Genomic DNA, 14,758 nt, shown 5'->3' on the forward strand with positions numbered 1-14,758 from the left:
TTACGTCGAGCCTTGGCGCAGTATTGGCTCACAAAACCACAGCATTGATGCGCGATTTCAACGCCTCGCGGATGGCGCGGTAGGCGTCCAGGCGTGCCTCGCGGCTACCTTCGATTTCGGCCGGATCGGCCAGATGCCAGTGCTCGACGCGTGCCTTTGCACGCTGCGCCAGCTCTCTGGCCGCCTCGTCGGCTTCCGGTGCCAGGCACACCACCAGCGTGTCTGGTCCCGCGCTGACATCCTCCAGACCTTGTGGCTCAAACCCGGACAGGTCCGCCCCCTCTTCGCGCATCACGGCGATCATGAACCCGTCGGCACAGCTGGCCGGTTCGATACCGCATGATTGCACACGCGCAGCTTCGCCAAACCGCGCACGCCACAGCGCCTCGGCCATGGGCGAGCGCACAGAATTGCGTCCGCAGACAAAGACGGCCCGAGGCGCGCTCACCCGGCTCTCCGGTGCAGGGCGACAATCAGGGTGAAGAGGCGCCTTGCCGTGTCGAAATCGACATCGATCTTGCCTTCCAGCCGCTCTTTCAGCAGCGAGGAGCCTTCATTATGGACGCCCCGGCGGCCCATATCGACTGCCTCGATCTGGGCGAGCGAGGCATCGCGCACCGCCTCGTAATAGCTTTCGCAGATTAGGAAATAGTCCTTCAATATGCGGCGCAACGGCCCCAGCGAGAATACGAACATGCGCACCGGCGTGCCGTCCTCCGCGCTGACATCAAAGACCAGGCGCTGCTCCTCGATGGCCAGACGCAGCCGGTAGGGGCCGCCCGGCCCGTCTTCAGGCCGAAAGCGATTGGCTTCAAGCAGATCGGCAATCGCCACACGGCGTTCGTGCTCGACGTTTTCCTCCGCCTTGCCGATGCTGGCGGCATCCAGCTCGATCGCGATCAGCCGGTCTTCAGGGGCATGTTCGCTCATGGCGCGCCTTCGCTTTCATGGTCGGGCCGGGCCGACGCCTTCCAGGGCGCGGACACATCGGCGAGCACCAGATCAACGCACTCCACCTCGACTTTGAGCGCGCCGCCACCGGCAAAGGTGAAGACCAGCGTGCCGGACGGGTCTTCCGCCCCACCCGCAGGCTCAAAGGTCAGCGAGAGCAGGGAGACGAAGGCATCCGGCGCGCCCTTGCGCAGGCGCTGGGCCTTTACCGATGTGACCGAACCGATCTGCAGGCCGGAGCGTATGCGCTCACCCTTGCCGGCCGGCTTTTCCCAGCGATAACGCGTGAAGAGGGCCGTGAAGCGCCGGGCGCGCGCCTCGAATTTGAGGTCAGCAATGCGCGCAATCGCATCCTGCAGCGCCGCCGAAACCGGCGCGACATCACCCTCGTCCTGACCGATGAGGCGTAATGGCTTGCTACTCATGCCTCTTCCTTCTCCCGGCGGATATCGGCCCCGCAAGCCGACAGCTTTTCCTCCAGCCGTTCAAAGCCGCGGTCAAGGTGATAAACGCGCGAGACGATGGTTTCTCCCTCCGCCGCCAGCCCGGCGATGACCAGCGACACCGAGGCGCGCAAGTCCGTGGCCATCACCGGCGCGCCTTTCAGGGGCGCAGGTCCGCGCACCACGGCCTCATTGCCGCGCACATCAATGCGGGCGCCCAGCCGGGTCAGCTCAGGCGCGTGCATGAAGCGGTTTTCAAAGATCGTCTCGCGGATGACAGACGCCCCGTCGGCCAGGCACATCAGCGCCATGAACTGCGCCTGCAGATCGGTCGGGAAACCCGGATAGGGCGCGGTCTGCATGTCGACAGCCCTGATCGGGCCATTGCGCACAATACGCACGGAGGTCTCACCCTCCTCGACCGTCACGCCGGCCTCGCGAAGGTCCGCCCACAGCGCCTGATTATGCGCAGGTACCATGCCGGTCAGGGTAACATCGCCGCCCGCCGCAGCCGCCGCCATGGCATAGGTGCCGGTCTCGATACGGTCAGCCACCACCGGCCATACCGTGGCACCCAGCGAAGAGACGCCCTCAATCGTGATCGTGCCGGTGCCCGCGCCGGATACTTTCGCGCCCATGGCATTGAGGCAATTGGCGAGATCCTCGATCTCCGGCTCTCGCGCGCAGTTTTCCAGCTTTGATGTGCCCTTCGCCAGCACGGCGGCCAGCATGGCGTGCTCGGTCGCGCCCACAGAAACAAACGGAAAGACGATATGCCCGCCCTTCAGCCCACCTGCCGGAGCCTCTGCCAGCACATAGCCTTCTTCCAGCGTGATTTTCGCGCCCAGCGCCTCCATGGCTTTGAGGTGCAGATCGACAGGGCGCGCGCCGATGGCGCAGCCGCCGGGCAAGGAGACTTTCGCTTTGCCCTCGCGCGCCAGCAGCGGGCCCAGCACGTTGAAGGTCGCGCGCATCTTGCGCACCAGATCATAAGGGGCGGTGGTGCCTGCAAGATTTGCTGCCGTAAGGCTCAGACGGTTACCTGACTGCTCCTCGGCCTTCACGCCCAGATGCGCCAGGAGATGGGCCATGAAGCGCGTATCAGCCAGGCGCGGCATGTTCTCCAGCAGAAGCTCGCCTTCGGTCAGAAGGCATGCCGCCATCAGCTTCAGGGCCGAGTTTTTCGCGCCGGAAACCGGAATGGTGCCGGAAAGCGGCTGTTTCCCGCGAATGACAATGCGATCCATGAAAACGGTCCTGAAAACGGGTGAGGCGAGGCGGCGATACGCCTGCCATGTAGGATGGGGCTTGCCCCTATCCTAGCCCTGACCGGCAGGCTTTGTGCCAGTCGTTTTTTCAGCGCCGCCTTTGGCCGGTCTGGCGGCTGCCTTGCGCCGGCGCAGATTGGCGCGCAATGCCTCGGCCAGACGCGCCTCGCGGCTGTCTGATCCGGCTGGCGGGCGAGAGCCTTTATCGGATTTTCTGGTCATGGATTGGGTGTGCCTTCAAGCAGGTGGCCGGTCAAGCGGGCACTCCCCTGCGTCGGCTACCACCTGTTTCGTTTTCCCGGCGAAAGCCGGGATCCAGAAAATTGCTGGGCACCGGCTTGCGCCGGTGAAACGCGTGGTGAGTTGTACTCAAAGGCAACAGGCCGCTTTGCGGCCTGAAAAGCGCGATCCCCGGTCAGGCCGGGGACGGGCCTTTGCGCCCAGCGACTGCCTGCCCCCGCGCAGGCGGGGGTTCGCGGAACATCGCAACGCTGATGCGTTGCGAAGCTAAAAGAGTTCCCCCTGCAACAACCGCAAGCGCGCCCTTGGCGCGGCTGCAAACTTGGGCTATACGCCCCGCTCCGGTAGGGCAGGCCGCGCGCCGCCCGGCACCGAAGGCCGCTATAGCTCAGGGGTAGAGCGTTCCCTTGGTAAGGGAGAGGTCGAGTGTTCAATTCACTCTAGCGGCACCATTTTTCTTTCTTCTCCATCCCCCTTCCGCATTGGGCTTTCGCCATTTCCGGGTTAGGTTTGCTGTCAGGCCACCAGCTGACGGAACCCCTCCATGTCCGTGATGCGATTATCCTCTGCGAAGTCCCTGCTGACGCCTGTGCGGCTGTTTTGCGCGGGGCTGATTGCGCTCGGCGCGGTGATGCTGGCCGCAGGCGCGCTGGCGCGGCAGGCCGGGAGCGCGGCAGGCACCGTCCATCTGGTCAGCCTGCAGGGCGCGATAGGTCCGGCGCGGGCAGGCCATGTGGTGCGTGTGATCGAGCGCGCAGCCGGCGAGACGGACGCCGTCATCATAGAGATGGATACGCCGGGCGGCCTCGTCGATGCGATGCGCGACATCAATAACGCGATCCTTGCCTCCTCCGTGCCGGTAATCGTTCATGTCGCACCCACGGGCGCGCGGGCCACCAGCGCCGGGGCCTATATCCTCTATGCGGCCCATGTCGCCGCGATGGCGCCAGGCAGCACGGTCGGCGCAGCAACCCCTGTGACCATGGGCGGCGCGCCGGGCCGTCCGCCTGCCACGCCTGATGAGGACGAAGAGGAGAGCAATGAGCCGGGCAATGCGCTGGAAGAAGCCGCGCGCCAGCGCAGCGAGCCGGCCACCCGTCAGGCACCCGGCAATGACGAGGCCATGCGCAACAAGATGGTCAACGATTCGGTGGCCTATATCCGTGCGCTGGCAGAGTTGCGGGGGCGCAATGGCGACTGGGCCGAGCGGGCGGTGCGCGAAGGGGTGAGCCTGACCTATAGCGAGGCGGTGGCCGAGAACGTTGCGGACTTCGTTGCTGGCTCCACCACCGAACTCCTGACCCTCGCCAGCGGCCGCACGGTGATGCTGGGCGATGGCAGCGAGGTGACACTGGCGCTTGAAGGGGCCGCTATTGAGCGCGTGGAGATGAGCCTGCCAACGCAGATCCTTACCGTCATCACCGATCCCAATATTGCCTTCCTGCTGCTCAATCTCGGCTTTATCGGCCTCCTGGTGAGCTTTTATAACGGGCTGGAGCCGATCACCTTTGTGGCCGGGCTCATCTGCATCATTGTCGGGCTCTATGCGCTCAACACCCTGCCCCTCAACTATGCGGGCGCGGCGCTGATCGTGCTGGGGCTGGGCCTGCTGATCGCGGAGGTGTTCATAGCCTCCTTCGGATTGCTGGCGCTGGGCGGGGTGGTAGCCTTTGCCATTGGCGCGCTGATGCTGGTCGATACCGATGTGGAGGGCCTGCGCATTGACTGGCCGCTGGTGCTGGCGATGAGCGCGGTGATGGGCGTATCGGTGCTGCTGGCGGGCAGCTATGGCCTCGCCGCGCAGGCGCGCAAGGTGGTGACCGGCCGGGAGGGCCTGACGGGGGCCACCGGCACCGTGTTAAACTGGCTCAATGGCGCGGGCCATGTGCTGGTCGAGGGCGAGCGCTGGCAGGCCGTGTCCTCTGATGATCTGCAACCGGGCGACACGGTAAAGGTCGTTTCGGTGGACGGGCTGACTGTAAAAGTGAAATCATCTGGCCGGGGCTAGGCTGCCGGCAAGGCAATAAGGAAGGAGAACGCTGTGGCGGAACTGGGCATGAATATCGGGTTTCTGCTGGGCCTTGCGGCCGTGGCGTTTGCCTTCCTGTCTTCGGCGATCAAGATTTTGCGCGAGTATGAGCGCGGCGTGGTGTTCACGCTGGGGCGCTATTCCGGCACTAGCGGGCCGGGCCTCATCATCCTCATCCCCATCGTCCAGCAGATGGTGAAGGTGGATCTGCGCATCGTGGCTGAGGACGTGCCAAGCCAGGATGTCATCAGCCAGGACAACGTGTCGGTGCGCGTCAACGCCGTGCTGTACTACCGCATTGTCGATCCGCAGCGCGCCATCAACCAGGTCAGCGATTTCCGCGAAGCGACCAGCCAGCTCGCCCAGACCACGCTGCGCTCTGTGCTCGGCAAGCACGATCTTGATGAAATGCTCTCCCAGCGCGACAAGCTGAACGAGGATATCCAGGCCATTCTTGATTCCCAGACCGAGGCGTGGGGCATCAAGGTCTCCAATGTCGAGATCAAGCATGTCGATCTGGATACATCCATGATCCGCGCCATCGCCCGTCAGGCCGAGGCCGAGCGCGAGCGGCGCGCCAAGGTGATCGCGGCAGAGGGCGAGCAGCAGGCGGCAACCAAGCTGGCCGAAGCGGCCCATATCCTGGCCACCCAGGACGGGGCGATGCAGCTGCGCTACCTGGGGACGCTCTCCGACATCGGCCAGAAAGGCACCAACACCATCGTCTTCCCGATGGCCGGTGATCTCATCGCGAACCTCACGGCGCCGCGAAGCGGAGGCCAGAGCTGACCGTACTGACTACCGGCATGCATAGCGCGTTGTTTCCGGATATTGCGGCCCGGGAGGCGGGCCTGCTGCCCGTTTCAGACGGCCATTCCCTTTATTGGGAGCGGTCCGGGCTTGAGGGCGGACGCACGCTTCTTTTCCTGCATGGCGGGCCGGGATCCGGCGCGAATGCGCGCCACCGGCGCTATGCCGACCCGGCGATCTGGGAGACCATCCAGTTTGACCAGCGCGGGTGCGGGCGCTCCGCCCCGCTGTTTGAGCTATATGCCAACACGACCGCGCACCTGATCGAGGATATCGAGGCGCTGCGCGAGCATCTGGGTCTTGAGCAATTTGACTGCGTGATGGGTGCCAGCTGGGGGACCACGCTGGCTCTTGCCTATGCGCAGGCACATCCCGAACGCGCGGGAAGTGTGCTGGTCGAAGGCGTCTTCCTGGCGACACGCCGGGAGCTGGGCTGGTGGCATGGCACGGCCGGAGCGGGCGCGGTCTATCCCGATGCCCATGACTGGCTGATGCACGGCGTGCCGGAGGCGCTGCATGACGATCCGCCCGGATTTGCCCGCTGGGCGCTGGAAGCCATGCAGACGGAGCTGGCGGGCGGTGCGCCCCTGCTGGCAAGACTGGATGATCCTGATGGCGAGGCCGTGCTGAAGGACAGCGTGATATTCCGCTGGATCGCCTATGAGGAATTGCTCTCACATCTGGAAGCGACCCCGCAGAGCGCACTGGCGAACTTACGCGCCAAGGGCCGCGACAAGCTGATCTCAACCGCCCTCATCGAAGCGCATTATTTTTCCAATTACTGCTTTCTGAAAGAAGGCCAGCTGCTGACCCATGCAAACCGCCTCACCATGCCGGTGCATATCGTCCACAGCCGTTATGACATGGTGTGTCCGCTACAATCGGCCTTCGATCTGAAAGACGCGGCGCCGGACGCGCGCCTCGTCATTGTCCCGGCCCATGGACATGCCATGAGCGAGCCCGTCTTCAAGGTTGTGAGGAACGTGATTGCCGGGCTTTAGCGCTGGGCCGCCAGCTCCAGATGGTAGAAGCGATTAAAATCCGTGGACGGATAGTCCGAGAACGGACCACCGGGCAGAAAGCCCCGTTTCAGATACAGCCTCACCGCTGCCTCGAACGCCGGTCCGGTACCGGTTTCCAGGTTCAGCCGCACCATGCCGCGCGCACGCGCCGCCGCAATGATGTGATCGAGCATGGCTGCGCCCGCGCCCTGCCCGGCAAAATCGGGATGGACGCGCATGGACTTTATCTCGCCATGGGTGGCGCTCAGCGCATTTAGCGCGCCTACGCACGCGATCTGGTCACCGCGCCACGCCGTCCAGACGGTTATCTGCGGCTTTTGCAGGCCAGACAGGTCCAGCGCGAACACCGTGCCGGGCGGGGAGCTGGCATGCATGCCCGCCAGATGCAGCGTCAGAAGGGCGCGCACCGCCTGGCCCGACAGATCATCTTCGCGAATTTCGTACATGGCCCGCCTCTCCTGCCGGCCCATCGCTAGCGCCCCGCTGCTCACGGTGAAAGCTCCTGACGGCGTGTCCGGCGCACCCTCTCCACCGCCTGCCTGCCTTTCGCTCACAACTGCTGGATGTTCGGGCTTGCTTAAAAACCAACCGGTTGGTATGTAACGAGCATGAGCACGCAAGACCCGGCAAACAAGACTGTTTCAGCCCGCATCCCGCGCGGGGAGGCGCGCACGCGCCTGCTCGACACCGCCCTGAAGCTGATCCGCCAGCACGGCTTTGCCGGGACCAGTGTGGACGCGCTGTGCAAGGAGGCGGGCGTTACCAAGGGCGCCTTCTTCCACCATTTTGAGAGCAAGGAGGCGCTCGGCGTCGCTGCGGCCGATTACTGGTCTGAAACCACGTCGGCCCTGTTCGCCAGCGCGCCCTACCATGCACCGGAAGACCCGCTGGAGCGGGTCTATGCCTATCTCGATTTCCGCGCGGGGCTGGTAGAGGGGGAGATCCCGGAATTCACATGCCTTGTCGGCACGATGGTGCAGGAGACCTACGATCTCTCCACGCCTATTCGCGAGGCTTGCCATGCCAGCATTGCCGGCCACGCCGCGACACTGGAAGCCGACATTCAGGCTGCCCTGGACGCGCGAGGGCTAGGCGCGCCCTACAACGCCTCCAGCCTGGCACTTCTTACCCAGACCGTCCTCCAGGGCGGCTTCATCACCTCCAAGGCGCAAGGCGGGCCAGAGCCGGTGCTGGACGCGATTGCGCATCTGAAACGCTATTTCACCTTCATTTTCGAGGGCGAGGCGGCACATGAGAGGAGCGCAGCATGAGAACCATCCGTATCATCGAGCACGTCTCGCTGGACGGGGTGATACAGGCCCCGGGCGGTCCTGAAGAGGATGTGGATAGCGGCTTTACCCATGGCGGCTGGGCCTTTCCCCATTTCGACGAGGCAGTCGGCGAGGCAATAGACGCTGCCCACGGCACACGCTTCGATCTGCTGCTGGGACGGCGCACCTATGATATCTGGGCGGATTACTGGCCGCACCAGACCGGCCCGATGGCCGATCAGCTAAACGCCGCGCGCAAACATGTCGCCACCAGCCGGCCGGAGAGCCTTGGCTGGGGACCGGCCGACGGTCTTGGCAGCGATATTGCCGCCGGCATACGCCGCATCAAGGCAGGCGACGGCCCTGATCTCGTCGTGTGGGGCAGCTCCACGCTGACGCCCCTGCTGATCGAGCAGCAGCTGGCCGACGAGGTCGTGCTGCTGGTCTTCCCGGTCATGCTGGGGCGCGGCAAGCGTATCTTTTCGGACATGGCGGCACCCAGTGAACTCACGCTGGTCAGCTCGAAGGCGGCTGCATCGGGCGCCGTCATCAGCACATACAAGCCCGCGGGCGCCATGCGGACCGGCACTTTTGCCGAGACGGCGGAATAACCGCTCACACGTAAAAAAGAGGGCCGCCACCTATGACTGAACTGACCACATCAGTAACCAATCCCGAAACCACCAAGGGAGTCATCCCCTATCTGGATATGGGTGGAAAGGCGCTGGAAGCGGCGAAGTTCTACGAGAAAGCCTTCAATGCAAGGATGATCGGGCATGTGCCCGGCCAGAGCGCCGGACGGGTCGCGCACTGCCAGATCGAGATCAATGGCGGCACGCTGATGATGACCGATCATCGCGACGCGGCTGTGGAGCGCGAGGGCTTTCACCTGCAGATCGTTGCTGCCGACGCGCAGGCGCGCTGGGACCAGGCCGTCAAGGCAGGTTGTGAGGTTGTCATGCCGTTCGAGATGCAATTCTGGGGCGACCGGTGGGGGATGGTGCGCGATCCGTTCGGCGTCCAGTGGGCCTTCAACGAAGCCGCGAGTTAGCGGCGCCTAATCAGTCAACAAACAGGGAGGACAGGACCCATGAGCTATTACGTACAGGGCTTTGTGCTGGCGGTGCCCACCGCCAACAAGGACGCCTTCATCAAGCACGCCAGGGAAGGCGCCGAGGTGTTCAAGGAACACGGCGTTACCAAATACGTCGAGTGCTGGGGCGATGACGTGCCGGACGGAGAGGTGACCTCCTTCCCGATGGCGGTAAAAGCCAAACCCGACGAGACGGTGGTGTTCTCCTGGATGATCTGGCCGTCCAAAGCGGTTATGGAGGCGGCCATGCCCAAGATCATGGAAGACCCGCGCCTGCACCCGGACAATAATCCCATGCCCTTTGACGGCAAGCGCCTGATCTATGCCGGGTTCGTACCCGTCGTGGACGAGTAACCCGGCAGAATCGACAGGAGGACGCGATGACCGTCCAGATTTCGGCCTTCAGCTGGGTGCCGAAGGGTGCCAGGGGCCTCGTCAAGGATTTGCGTGTGCGCTGGGCGCTCGAAGAGAGCGGCATCGCCTATGAGGAGCATCTTACCCTTCCGCGCGGGGAGTGTCCGGATGAATACCGGCAATGGCAGCCCTTCGGACAGGTGCCCGCCTATCGTGACGACCGGGTGGAGATGTTCGAGTCCGGGGCCATCGTGCTGCACATAGCGCGCGATAACCCGGTGCTCTCACCGCCAGACCGGAACGGGCAGGCGCGCATGGAAAGCTGGGTGTTTGCCGCGCTCAGCACTATAGAGCCGCGCCTGCAGGGAATTTTCCTCATTGATGATGCGCTGGCCGCAACGCCAGAGGGCGCTGCGTTCAAGACCCGGATGAGCGAGCTGCTCGCCAACCGCCTCGGCGTGCTCAGCAACTGTCTGGGTGCGAACGAATACCTGCTGGGCCAAATTCACCGCTGCGGACATCATGATGGCAACCGTGCTGCGCGATGTGCGGGCACAAGGCCAGCTGGAGCCCTGGCCGGCACTGATGGCTTATGTGGAACGATGCGAAGCCCGTCCGGCATTTGCACGGGCGCTGGCCGCGCAGATGGCCAGCTTCGCTGACGACGCCGCCTGAAACCACAACACAGCCATGGAGAAACCCATGACCCGCATCAGCGCCTGTATCTGGGCCGACGGCTGGGCCGAAGAGGCCGCGCGTTTCTACGCTAGCCTGTTCCCGGACGCCTCAATCGGTGAAACAGCGTATTTCAGCAAGGAAGGTTTTGAGCATCACGGCCAGAGCGAGGGCAGCGTGATGGTCGTTGAGCTAACTCTTGGCGGGCAGGCCTTCACGCTTCTCAATGGCGGGGCAATGTTCACGCCCAACCCCGCCATGTCCTTCTTCGTCTTCATCAATGACAAAGCCGAAATCAACCGGCTCTGGACCGCACTCATTGATGGCGGCAAGGCACGCATGGAGCTGGGAAGCTACCCCTGGTGTGAGCATTATGGCTGGGTGGAAGACCGTTTCGGCGTCAGCTGGCAGTTGATGATGGCTGATCCGGGCGCGTTGGAGCAGGTGATCGTCCCCGCCCTGATGTTCACGCAAGGCGCTGCCGGGAAGGCCGAGGAGGCCATGGCCCGCTACGGCGAGGTGCTGGGCGGATTCCGGCCGGTCGAGGTCAGTCACTACCCGCCGGGCACGGGCGCCAACGAAGGCCTGCTGATGCACGGCCAGTACAAAATCGCCGGTCAGGCCGTCATCGCGTTCGACTCGCCCATGGATCACGGTTTCGGCTTCACACCGGGGCAGTCGCTGCAGGTCTATCCCGCCGGTCAGGCCGAGACAGACCGCATCTGGGACGCGCTGACCCATGTGCCCGAAGCCGAGCAGTGCGGCTGGCTATGCGATGCCTACGGGCTGAGCTGGCAAGTCATCCCTGATGGCGCCACGGGCTATATCAACGGCCCCGATCCGGCTGGCCGCGCCCGCGCCCGCCAGGCCATGTTTGCCATGAAGAAGCTCGATATCGCTGCCCTGAAGGCGGCATATGAGGGGTAAGGCCTGACCCTCGTCCTTCGAGACGGCCTTTCAGGCCCCTCAGGATGAGGGTCAGAGGCACTTGCCCTCATCCTGAGGGCGAGCGCAGCGAAGCGTCTCGAAGGACGAGGGCAAAGTGGTGCCGGGGTAGCCCCCTACTCCGCGAGCCCTGCCACCGCCTGTACATAGTCGCTGCGCGCCTTGCCCGCATCGATCTGGGCGGCGATGCGCTCATCCTCGTCCTGCAGGGTCTGGGGATCGAGCTCGGCATAGTGCAGCACGCCCATATCCTCGTAAGCCTTGCGGATGCGCGGCCCCCACAGGCCGATATCCTTCACGATAGGCACGATGCGCTGGAAGAGCATGGTGCGGTAGAGCTTCACGATGTCGGAGTTCTCCACATACTCCTTGCATTCCTTCGCCGGCAGGCCGAGCACATCATAAAGCTCGTGGCTCTGGGTCATGCGATCACGCATGAGATAGCACGCCTCGACCAGAAACTCTTCGCGCTCATCGCGCTCTTTCTGGGTGAGCTGGGGGTAGTAATCGCGCAAGGAGAGCCGGCCGAAGGCGACATGGCGAGCCTCATCCTCCATCACATAGGCGTTGACCATGCGCGCGAGCGGGTTCTGGGCGAGATCGCGGATCGTGCCGAAGGCGGCGAGCGCCAGCCCCTCGATCACCACCTGCATGGCCAGATAGGTCACATCCCAGCGGGAGTCTTTGAGCGCATCATTGACCAGTTCCTGCAAGGGATCGGTCATCGGATAGGCGACACCGAACTTGCCCTGCAGCAGACGATACGCCTCCACATGGCGTGCCTCGTCCATCACCTGGGTCGCGGCATAGAATTTCGCATCAAGATCAGGAACGGAGGAAACAATCTTGGAAGCCGACAGAAGCGCGGCCTGCTCGCCCTGGAGGAACTGGGAGATATTCCACGCCTGCGCGTGGCGGCGCAGCTCGATACGCTCGCCTTTGGTCATCTTGTTCCAGACATCCGAGCCGTAGATGGCGACGGCCTCGTCGGGCATCTCCATCGGGTTTTCCGGATCCAGCTCCAGATCCCAGTCGATGCGGGCAAGCGCATCCCACTGCATGTCCTTGCCCTTCTGGTAGAGGTGCATGAGCGTGGTGCGGCCCTCATCGAACTTCCAGTCGAAGACGGCATCAAACTGCTGGGGCACATGCCAGTGATCGTCAATGCCGGGCATGGGGTAAAGGTCGCGCAGTGCGGTCATCAGCAGGCTCTCCTCCGAAGCGGGAGCCGGTGCAGCGCGCTGGCCTCAAGCCGGGCGCTGCCCGGTCCTCGTCTATAGGGATGAACGCCGTTCACCCGATGGACAGAGCATGACTCCGACTATGCCCACCTGTCTACCCCCTGACTGGTCAGTCAGTGAAAAATTCGTCCCTACTCGGCCGGTGCGGCCACCGGCTCGCGGAGCTGGTCCTTGCCGGGCGGGATGTCTGCTCCACCATCCAGGCGCGCCTGCTCTTCGGCCCAGCGTGCCTTGATGATCTTCGAGCTTTCCCGGCTGCCATCAGGCGACCAGCCCGGCGGGCCGAGCCAGTAGCCCAGCGCATCACGCAAGGATTTGGCCGAGGAGACATCCTTCACGATCCCCACCCATTCATGCAGGCAGATACGGATCGGGTTGTGGGTGCCGAGATTCTTCACAATGCCGTAGCGGCATTTCTCCTCGTCCAGCTCAGACTGGAAGGTGCCGAACATGCGGTCCCAGATGATGAACACGCCGGCGTAATTGCGGTCGAGATAAAGCGGGTTCGTCGCGTGATGGACACGGTGATGGGAGGGGGTGTTGAGCACGTATTCCAGCGGGGCGGGCAGGCGCTTGACCGTCTCGGTATGGATCCAGAACTGATAGATCAGGTTCAGCGCCTTGCAAAAAGCGATCATGGCGATGGGAAAGCCCAGCAGCACCATCCAGGTGCCGAAGAACACAAAGCCCAGCGTGAGCGGTGACAGCCAGGGCTGGCGCAGCGCCGTTGAGAGATTGTAGTGCTGGCTGGAATGGTGGACGACATGGTCGGCCCAGAACCAGCGTATGGTGTGCGAGAAGCGGTGCCACCAGTAATAGCGGAAATCGTCGAGCATGAAGCAGGCGATCCACACCCACCAGGCCCAGCCCAGATCGAAGACCTTGAACTGTTCGACGAACACGAACCAGGCCAGCGCGATAAAGCCGAATGCGATGCCCGACACGGTATTGCCAAGCCCCATGGCCAGGCTGGCAGCCGTGTCCCTGGGCTCGAACTGCGCCCGGCCGGTCGCGCGCGCATAGATCATCTCGGCGATGATAAGCGCCACAAAGGCGGGGATGGCGATCATAATAGGATCAGGAAGCTCGGACATGGCCCTCACCCGTGCTGGCGGCCGCGTCCTTCACGAAACGCCGCATGATTGTTTCCCACCCTTCAGCCGCGCTCTCATCAAGGTCGAGCGTGACGCGCGGCAGGGTGAAATCGTTGAAATGGATGTGGAAGCGCGGCCCATCGCCCTCAAGCCGGGCGATCTCGCCGGGGCGCAGGGCGCGCGTCACGCACCGGTCTCCGCGCGCCAGCACAAGGCCCAGCCGGGCCTCGTCCTGCTCCATCACAAGCGCCGCAAGCCCGTTACTGGCGATCACGCCGTCGCCGGAACGAAAGCCGATCACATCCTCTTCCAGACGCTGTGCAGGCAGGCTGACATCCTCAAAGCGGATATCGCTCCAGCCGCCAATGAAGCGGTTGAGAGCGATAAGGCCGCCCACCGCGAGCGCGGAGGCGGCAAGGACGATGAGAAGGGCCAGAGGGCTGTCATCCATGAGGCAATACTTGCTGGCTTTGACCGTCAAACGCAAGCCGCTGAGTGTTCACTCAGTCAGCGGCATCGGCAAAAGCATAGTATTCCCGCGTCCATAGGGCGTACATCACGCGCGGGCCGATGCCGTAGGTCGCCTGCAGATATCGCGACTGGCTTTCATGGATGCGCCAGGCGCGCTGCTTGTCGCGCGCAGGCGATGGCACGGCAAAGTCGGGATCGGGCTGGATATCGGCGATCAGCTGGCCGCGTTCGCCACCAAAGCGGCGAAGACCGGGGCGCGGGGCGAGCACGTAGACAAGGCGCGGCGCATCATCACCCAAGGCCAGCACCGCCTGCCGGGCGGCCTCGCCAATGGCCATATGATCCGGGTGCAGCGAGATCGCGCTTTCGGGGTGGAAGCTGATGACGGTCGAGGGCCGGGTGCGTTCGATCTCCGCGCTGACCCGCTCCACCAGCTGGTCGAAGGGCCGTGCGCGCAGCTGGCCATCGCCCAGATCAAGGACGGTGTGGGAGGCAACGCCCAGCGCAAAGCCGTGGCGGCGCGCTTCGGCCTCGCGCACGACGCCCAGATGCGGCTGGTCCACCACGGGCGGGTATTGCGTGCCGGCCTCGCCGCGCGTGGCGGTGAAGAGATGTACGGGAACACCTTCAGCCACGCCGCGCGCCATCAGCGCATTGGCCGTGATCTCGTCATCGGGGTGGGCAAACACGAAGAGCAGCCCCGCCTCGCCCAGCTCTGCGCGCAGATCGGCAAGACGCGCCACGCCGGGCTCCGCAAAAAGCGAGCGGGCGATCATCAGCGCTGCGAAGGCGGCGACCAGCAGAACGCCAAAAGCGACACCCGCCCCGATGAGAATGATACGCGCCATAAG

General features: G+C 63.9%; 19 protein-coding genes and 1 tRNA gene. 10 read left to right on the forward strand and 10 right to left on the reverse strand.

Annotation, left to right across the window (positions count from 1 at the left end; all coding sequences use genetic code 11):
* Positions 1 to 28: 28 nt before the first annotated feature.
* The 5 genes from AB6B38_RS09250 to AB6B38_RS09270 all read right to left on the reverse strand — a co-directional run bounded on the left by AB6B38_RS09250 (position 29) and on the right by AB6B38_RS09270 (position 2,884).
* The gene (locus tag AB6B38_RS09250; RefSeq protein ID WP_371392568.1) at positions 29 to 448 is read right to left on the reverse strand and encodes a low molecular weight phosphatase family protein; all 420 of its coding nucleotides are present in this window, start codon (positions 446 to 448) and stop codon (positions 29 to 31) included.
* The gene (locus AB6B38_RS09255; RefSeq protein WP_371392569.1) at positions 445 to 930 is read right to left on the reverse strand and encodes a UPF0262 family protein; all 486 of its coding nucleotides are present in this window, start codon (positions 928 to 930) and stop codon (positions 445 to 447) included. Before AB6B38_RS09255 ends, AB6B38_RS09250 begins: the two co-directional genes overlap by 4 nt.
* Entirely contained in the window at positions 927 to 1,376 is a 450-nt protein-coding gene (locus tag AB6B38_RS09260) for a DUF2948 family protein (RefSeq protein WP_371392570.1), read from the reverse strand. The genes AB6B38_RS09255 and AB6B38_RS09260 overlap by 4 nt, the downstream gene beginning before the upstream one ends.
* Positions 1,373 to 2,641: a UDP-N-acetylglucosamine 1-carboxyvinyltransferase gene (gene murA, locus AB6B38_RS09265; RefSeq protein ID WP_371392571.1), complete on the reverse strand. Its 1,269-nt coding sequence runs from the start codon at positions 2,639 to 2,641 to the stop codon at positions 1,373 to 1,375. The genes AB6B38_RS09260 and murA overlap by 4 nt, the downstream gene beginning before the upstream one ends.
* 72 nt (positions 2,642 to 2,713) lie before the next feature.
* Positions 2,714 to 2,884, reverse strand: a complete 171-nt coding sequence (locus AB6B38_RS09270; protein WP_371392572.1) for a hypothetical protein — start codon at positions 2,882 to 2,884, stop codon at positions 2,714 to 2,716.
* A 395-nt stretch (positions 2,885 to 3,279) separates the two neighbouring features.
* Here AB6B38_RS09270 and AB6B38_RS09275 point away from each other — a divergent pair.
* The 4 genes from AB6B38_RS09275 (at position 3,280) to AB6B38_RS09290 (ending at position 6,742) form a co-directional block, all read left to right on the forward strand.
* A tRNA-Thr gene (locus AB6B38_RS09275) sits at positions 3,280 to 3,354 on the forward strand.
* A gap of 92 nt (positions 3,355 to 3,446) precedes the next feature.
* Entirely contained in the window at positions 3,447 to 4,910 is a 1,464-nt protein-coding gene (locus AB6B38_RS09280; protein ID WP_371392573.1) for a nodulation protein NfeD, read from the forward strand.
* A gap of 42 nt (positions 4,911 to 4,952) precedes the next feature.
* The gene (locus tag AB6B38_RS09285) at positions 4,953 to 5,720 is read left to right on the forward strand and encodes a slipin family protein (RefSeq protein WP_371395089.1); all 768 of its coding nucleotides are present in this window, start codon (positions 4,953 to 4,955) and stop codon (positions 5,718 to 5,720) included.
* 17 nt (positions 5,721 to 5,737) lie between these two features.
* Positions 5,738 to 6,742: an alpha/beta fold hydrolase gene (locus tag AB6B38_RS09290; RefSeq protein ID WP_371392574.1), complete on the forward strand. Its 1,005-nt coding sequence runs from the start codon at positions 5,738 to 5,740 to the stop codon at positions 6,740 to 6,742.
* Here the strand turns inward: AB6B38_RS09290 and AB6B38_RS09295 are convergent.
* Positions 6,739 to 7,209, reverse strand: coding sequence for a GNAT family N-acetyltransferase (locus AB6B38_RS09295; protein ID WP_371392575.1), 471 nt, complete (start codon positions 7,207 to 7,209; stop codon positions 6,739 to 6,741). The genes AB6B38_RS09290 and AB6B38_RS09295 overlap by 4 nt on opposite strands.
* A gap of 162 nt (positions 7,210 to 7,371) precedes the next feature.
* Here AB6B38_RS09295 and AB6B38_RS09300 point away from each other — a divergent pair, with 162 nt between their 5' ends.
* From AB6B38_RS09300 to AB6B38_RS09325, 6 genes are read left to right on the forward strand one after another with little or no spacing between them, the layout of a single operon-like run.
* Entirely contained in the window at positions 7,372 to 8,034 is a 663-nt protein-coding gene (locus AB6B38_RS09300) for a TetR/AcrR family transcriptional regulator (protein ID WP_371392576.1), read from the forward strand.
* A complete protein-coding gene (locus tag AB6B38_RS09305; protein ID WP_371392577.1) occupies positions 8,031 to 8,645 on the forward strand; it encodes a dihydrofolate reductase family protein in 615 nt (204 codons plus the stop codon). Before AB6B38_RS09300 ends, AB6B38_RS09305 begins: the two co-directional genes overlap by 4 nt.
* Before the next feature lie 32 nt (positions 8,646 to 8,677).
* Positions 8,678 to 9,085, forward strand: a complete 408-nt coding sequence (locus AB6B38_RS09310) for a VOC family protein (RefSeq protein WP_371392578.1) — start codon at positions 8,678 to 8,680, stop codon at positions 9,083 to 9,085.
* Between the two features lie 39 nt (positions 9,086 to 9,124).
* Positions 9,125 to 9,481 (forward strand): DUF1428 domain-containing protein, encoded by a 357-nt coding sequence (locus tag AB6B38_RS09315; protein WP_371392579.1) that lies wholly within the window; start codon positions 9,125 to 9,127, stop codon positions 9,479 to 9,481.
* 26 nt (positions 9,482 to 9,507) lie between these two features.
* Entirely contained in the window at positions 9,508 to 10,143 is a 636-nt protein-coding gene (locus AB6B38_RS09320) for a glutathione S-transferase family protein (protein ID WP_371392580.1), read from the forward strand.
* Positions 10,144 to 10,183: 40 nt separating this feature from the next.
* A complete protein-coding gene (locus tag AB6B38_RS09325) occupies positions 10,184 to 11,083 on the forward strand; it encodes a VOC family protein (RefSeq protein WP_371392581.1) in 900 nt (299 codons plus the stop codon).
* Positions 11,084 to 11,217: 134 nt separating this feature from the next.
* Here the strand turns inward: AB6B38_RS09325 and AB6B38_RS09330 are convergent, their stop codons facing one another.
* From AB6B38_RS09330 to AB6B38_RS09345, 4 genes are all read right to left on the reverse strand, one after another.
* The gene (locus AB6B38_RS09330; protein ID WP_371392582.1) at positions 11,218 to 12,303 is read right to left on the reverse strand and encodes a ferritin-like domain-containing protein; all 1,086 of its coding nucleotides are present in this window, start codon (positions 12,301 to 12,303) and stop codon (positions 11,218 to 11,220) included.
* A gap of 170 nt (positions 12,304 to 12,473) precedes the next feature.
* The gene (locus tag AB6B38_RS09335; RefSeq protein ID WP_371392583.1) at positions 12,474 to 13,436 is read right to left on the reverse strand and encodes a sterol desaturase family protein; all 963 of its coding nucleotides are present in this window, start codon (positions 13,434 to 13,436) and stop codon (positions 12,474 to 12,476) included.
* Positions 13,420 to 13,887, reverse strand: a complete 468-nt coding sequence (locus AB6B38_RS09340; protein ID WP_371392584.1) for a hypothetical protein — start codon at positions 13,885 to 13,887, stop codon at positions 13,420 to 13,422. Before AB6B38_RS09340 ends, AB6B38_RS09335 begins: the two co-directional genes overlap by 17 nt.
* A 52-nt stretch (positions 13,888 to 13,939) precedes the next feature.
* On the reverse strand, positions 13,940 to 14,755 hold the full coding sequence (locus AB6B38_RS09345; protein WP_371392585.1) for a PIG-L deacetylase family protein: 816 nt from the start codon (positions 14,753 to 14,755) through the stop codon (positions 13,940 to 13,942).
* Positions 14,756 to 14,758 lie beyond the last annotated feature (3 nt).

It is taken from the genome of Glycocaulis abyssi, assembly GCF_041429775.1.
Classification (GTDB): domain Bacteria; phylum Pseudomonadota; class Alphaproteobacteria; order Caulobacterales; family Maricaulaceae; genus Glycocaulis; species Glycocaulis abyssi.

What these genes read in the sequence shown, in the direction of transcription:
- AB6B38_RS09255 (WP_371392569.1), bottom strand. Translation starts at nt 930, where the DNA reads ATGAGCGAACATGCCCCTGAAGACCGGCTGATCGCGATCGAGCTGGAT.
- AB6B38_RS09260 (WP_371392570.1), bottom strand. Translation starts at nt 1,376, where the DNA reads ATGAGTAGCAAGCCATTACGCCTCATCGGTCAGGACGAGGGTGATGTC.
- murA (WP_371392571.1), bottom strand. Translation starts at nt 2,641, where the DNA reads ATGGATCGCATTGTCATTCGCGGGAAACAGCCGCTTTCCGGCACCATT.
- AB6B38_RS09270 (WP_371392572.1), bottom strand. Translation starts at nt 2,884, where the DNA reads ATGACCAGAAAATCCGATAAAGGCTCTCGCCCGCCAGCCGGATCAGAC.
- AB6B38_RS09280 (WP_371392573.1), top strand. Translation starts at nt 3,447, where the DNA reads ATGTCCGTGATGCGATTATCCTCTGCGAAGTCCCTGCTGACGCCTGTG.
- AB6B38_RS09290 (WP_371392574.1), top strand. Translation starts at nt 5,738, where the DNA reads ATGCATAGCGCGTTGTTTCCGGATATTGCGGCCCGGGAGGCGGGCCTG.
- AB6B38_RS09295 (WP_371392575.1), bottom strand. Translation starts at nt 7,209, where the DNA reads ATGTACGAAATTCGCGAAGATGATCTGTCGGGCCAGGCGGTGCGCGCC.
- AB6B38_RS09300 (WP_371392576.1), top strand. Translation starts at nt 7,372, where the DNA reads ATGAGCACGCAAGACCCGGCAAACAAGACTGTTTCAGCCCGCATCCCG.
- AB6B38_RS09305 (WP_371392577.1), top strand. Translation starts at nt 8,031, where the DNA reads ATGAGAACCATCCGTATCATCGAGCACGTCTCGCTGGACGGGGTGATA.
- AB6B38_RS09310 (WP_371392578.1), top strand. Translation starts at nt 8,678, where the DNA reads ATGACTGAACTGACCACATCAGTAACCAATCCCGAAACCACCAAGGGA.
- AB6B38_RS09315 (WP_371392579.1), top strand. Translation starts at nt 9,125, where the DNA reads ATGAGCTATTACGTACAGGGCTTTGTGCTGGCGGTGCCCACCGCCAAC.
- AB6B38_RS09320 (WP_371392580.1), top strand. Translation starts at nt 9,508, where the DNA reads ATGACCGTCCAGATTTCGGCCTTCAGCTGGGTGCCGAAGGGTGCCAGG.
- AB6B38_RS09325 (WP_371392581.1), top strand. Translation starts at nt 10,184, where the DNA reads ATGACCCGCATCAGCGCCTGTATCTGGGCCGACGGCTGGGCCGAAGAG.
- AB6B38_RS09330 (WP_371392582.1), bottom strand. Translation starts at nt 12,303, where the DNA reads ATGACCGCACTGCGCGACCTTTACCCCATGCCCGGCATTGACGATCAC.
- AB6B38_RS09335 (WP_371392583.1), bottom strand. Translation starts at nt 13,436, where the DNA reads ATGTCCGAGCTTCCTGATCCTATTATGATCGCCATCCCCGCCTTTGTG.
- AB6B38_RS09340 (WP_371392584.1), bottom strand. Translation starts at nt 13,887, where the DNA reads ATGGATGACAGCCCTCTGGCCCTTCTCATCGTCCTTGCCGCCTCCGCG.
- AB6B38_RS09345 (WP_371392585.1), bottom strand. Translation starts at nt 14,755, where the DNA reads ATGGCGCGTATCATTCTCATCGGGGCGGGTGTCGCTTTTGGCGTTCTG.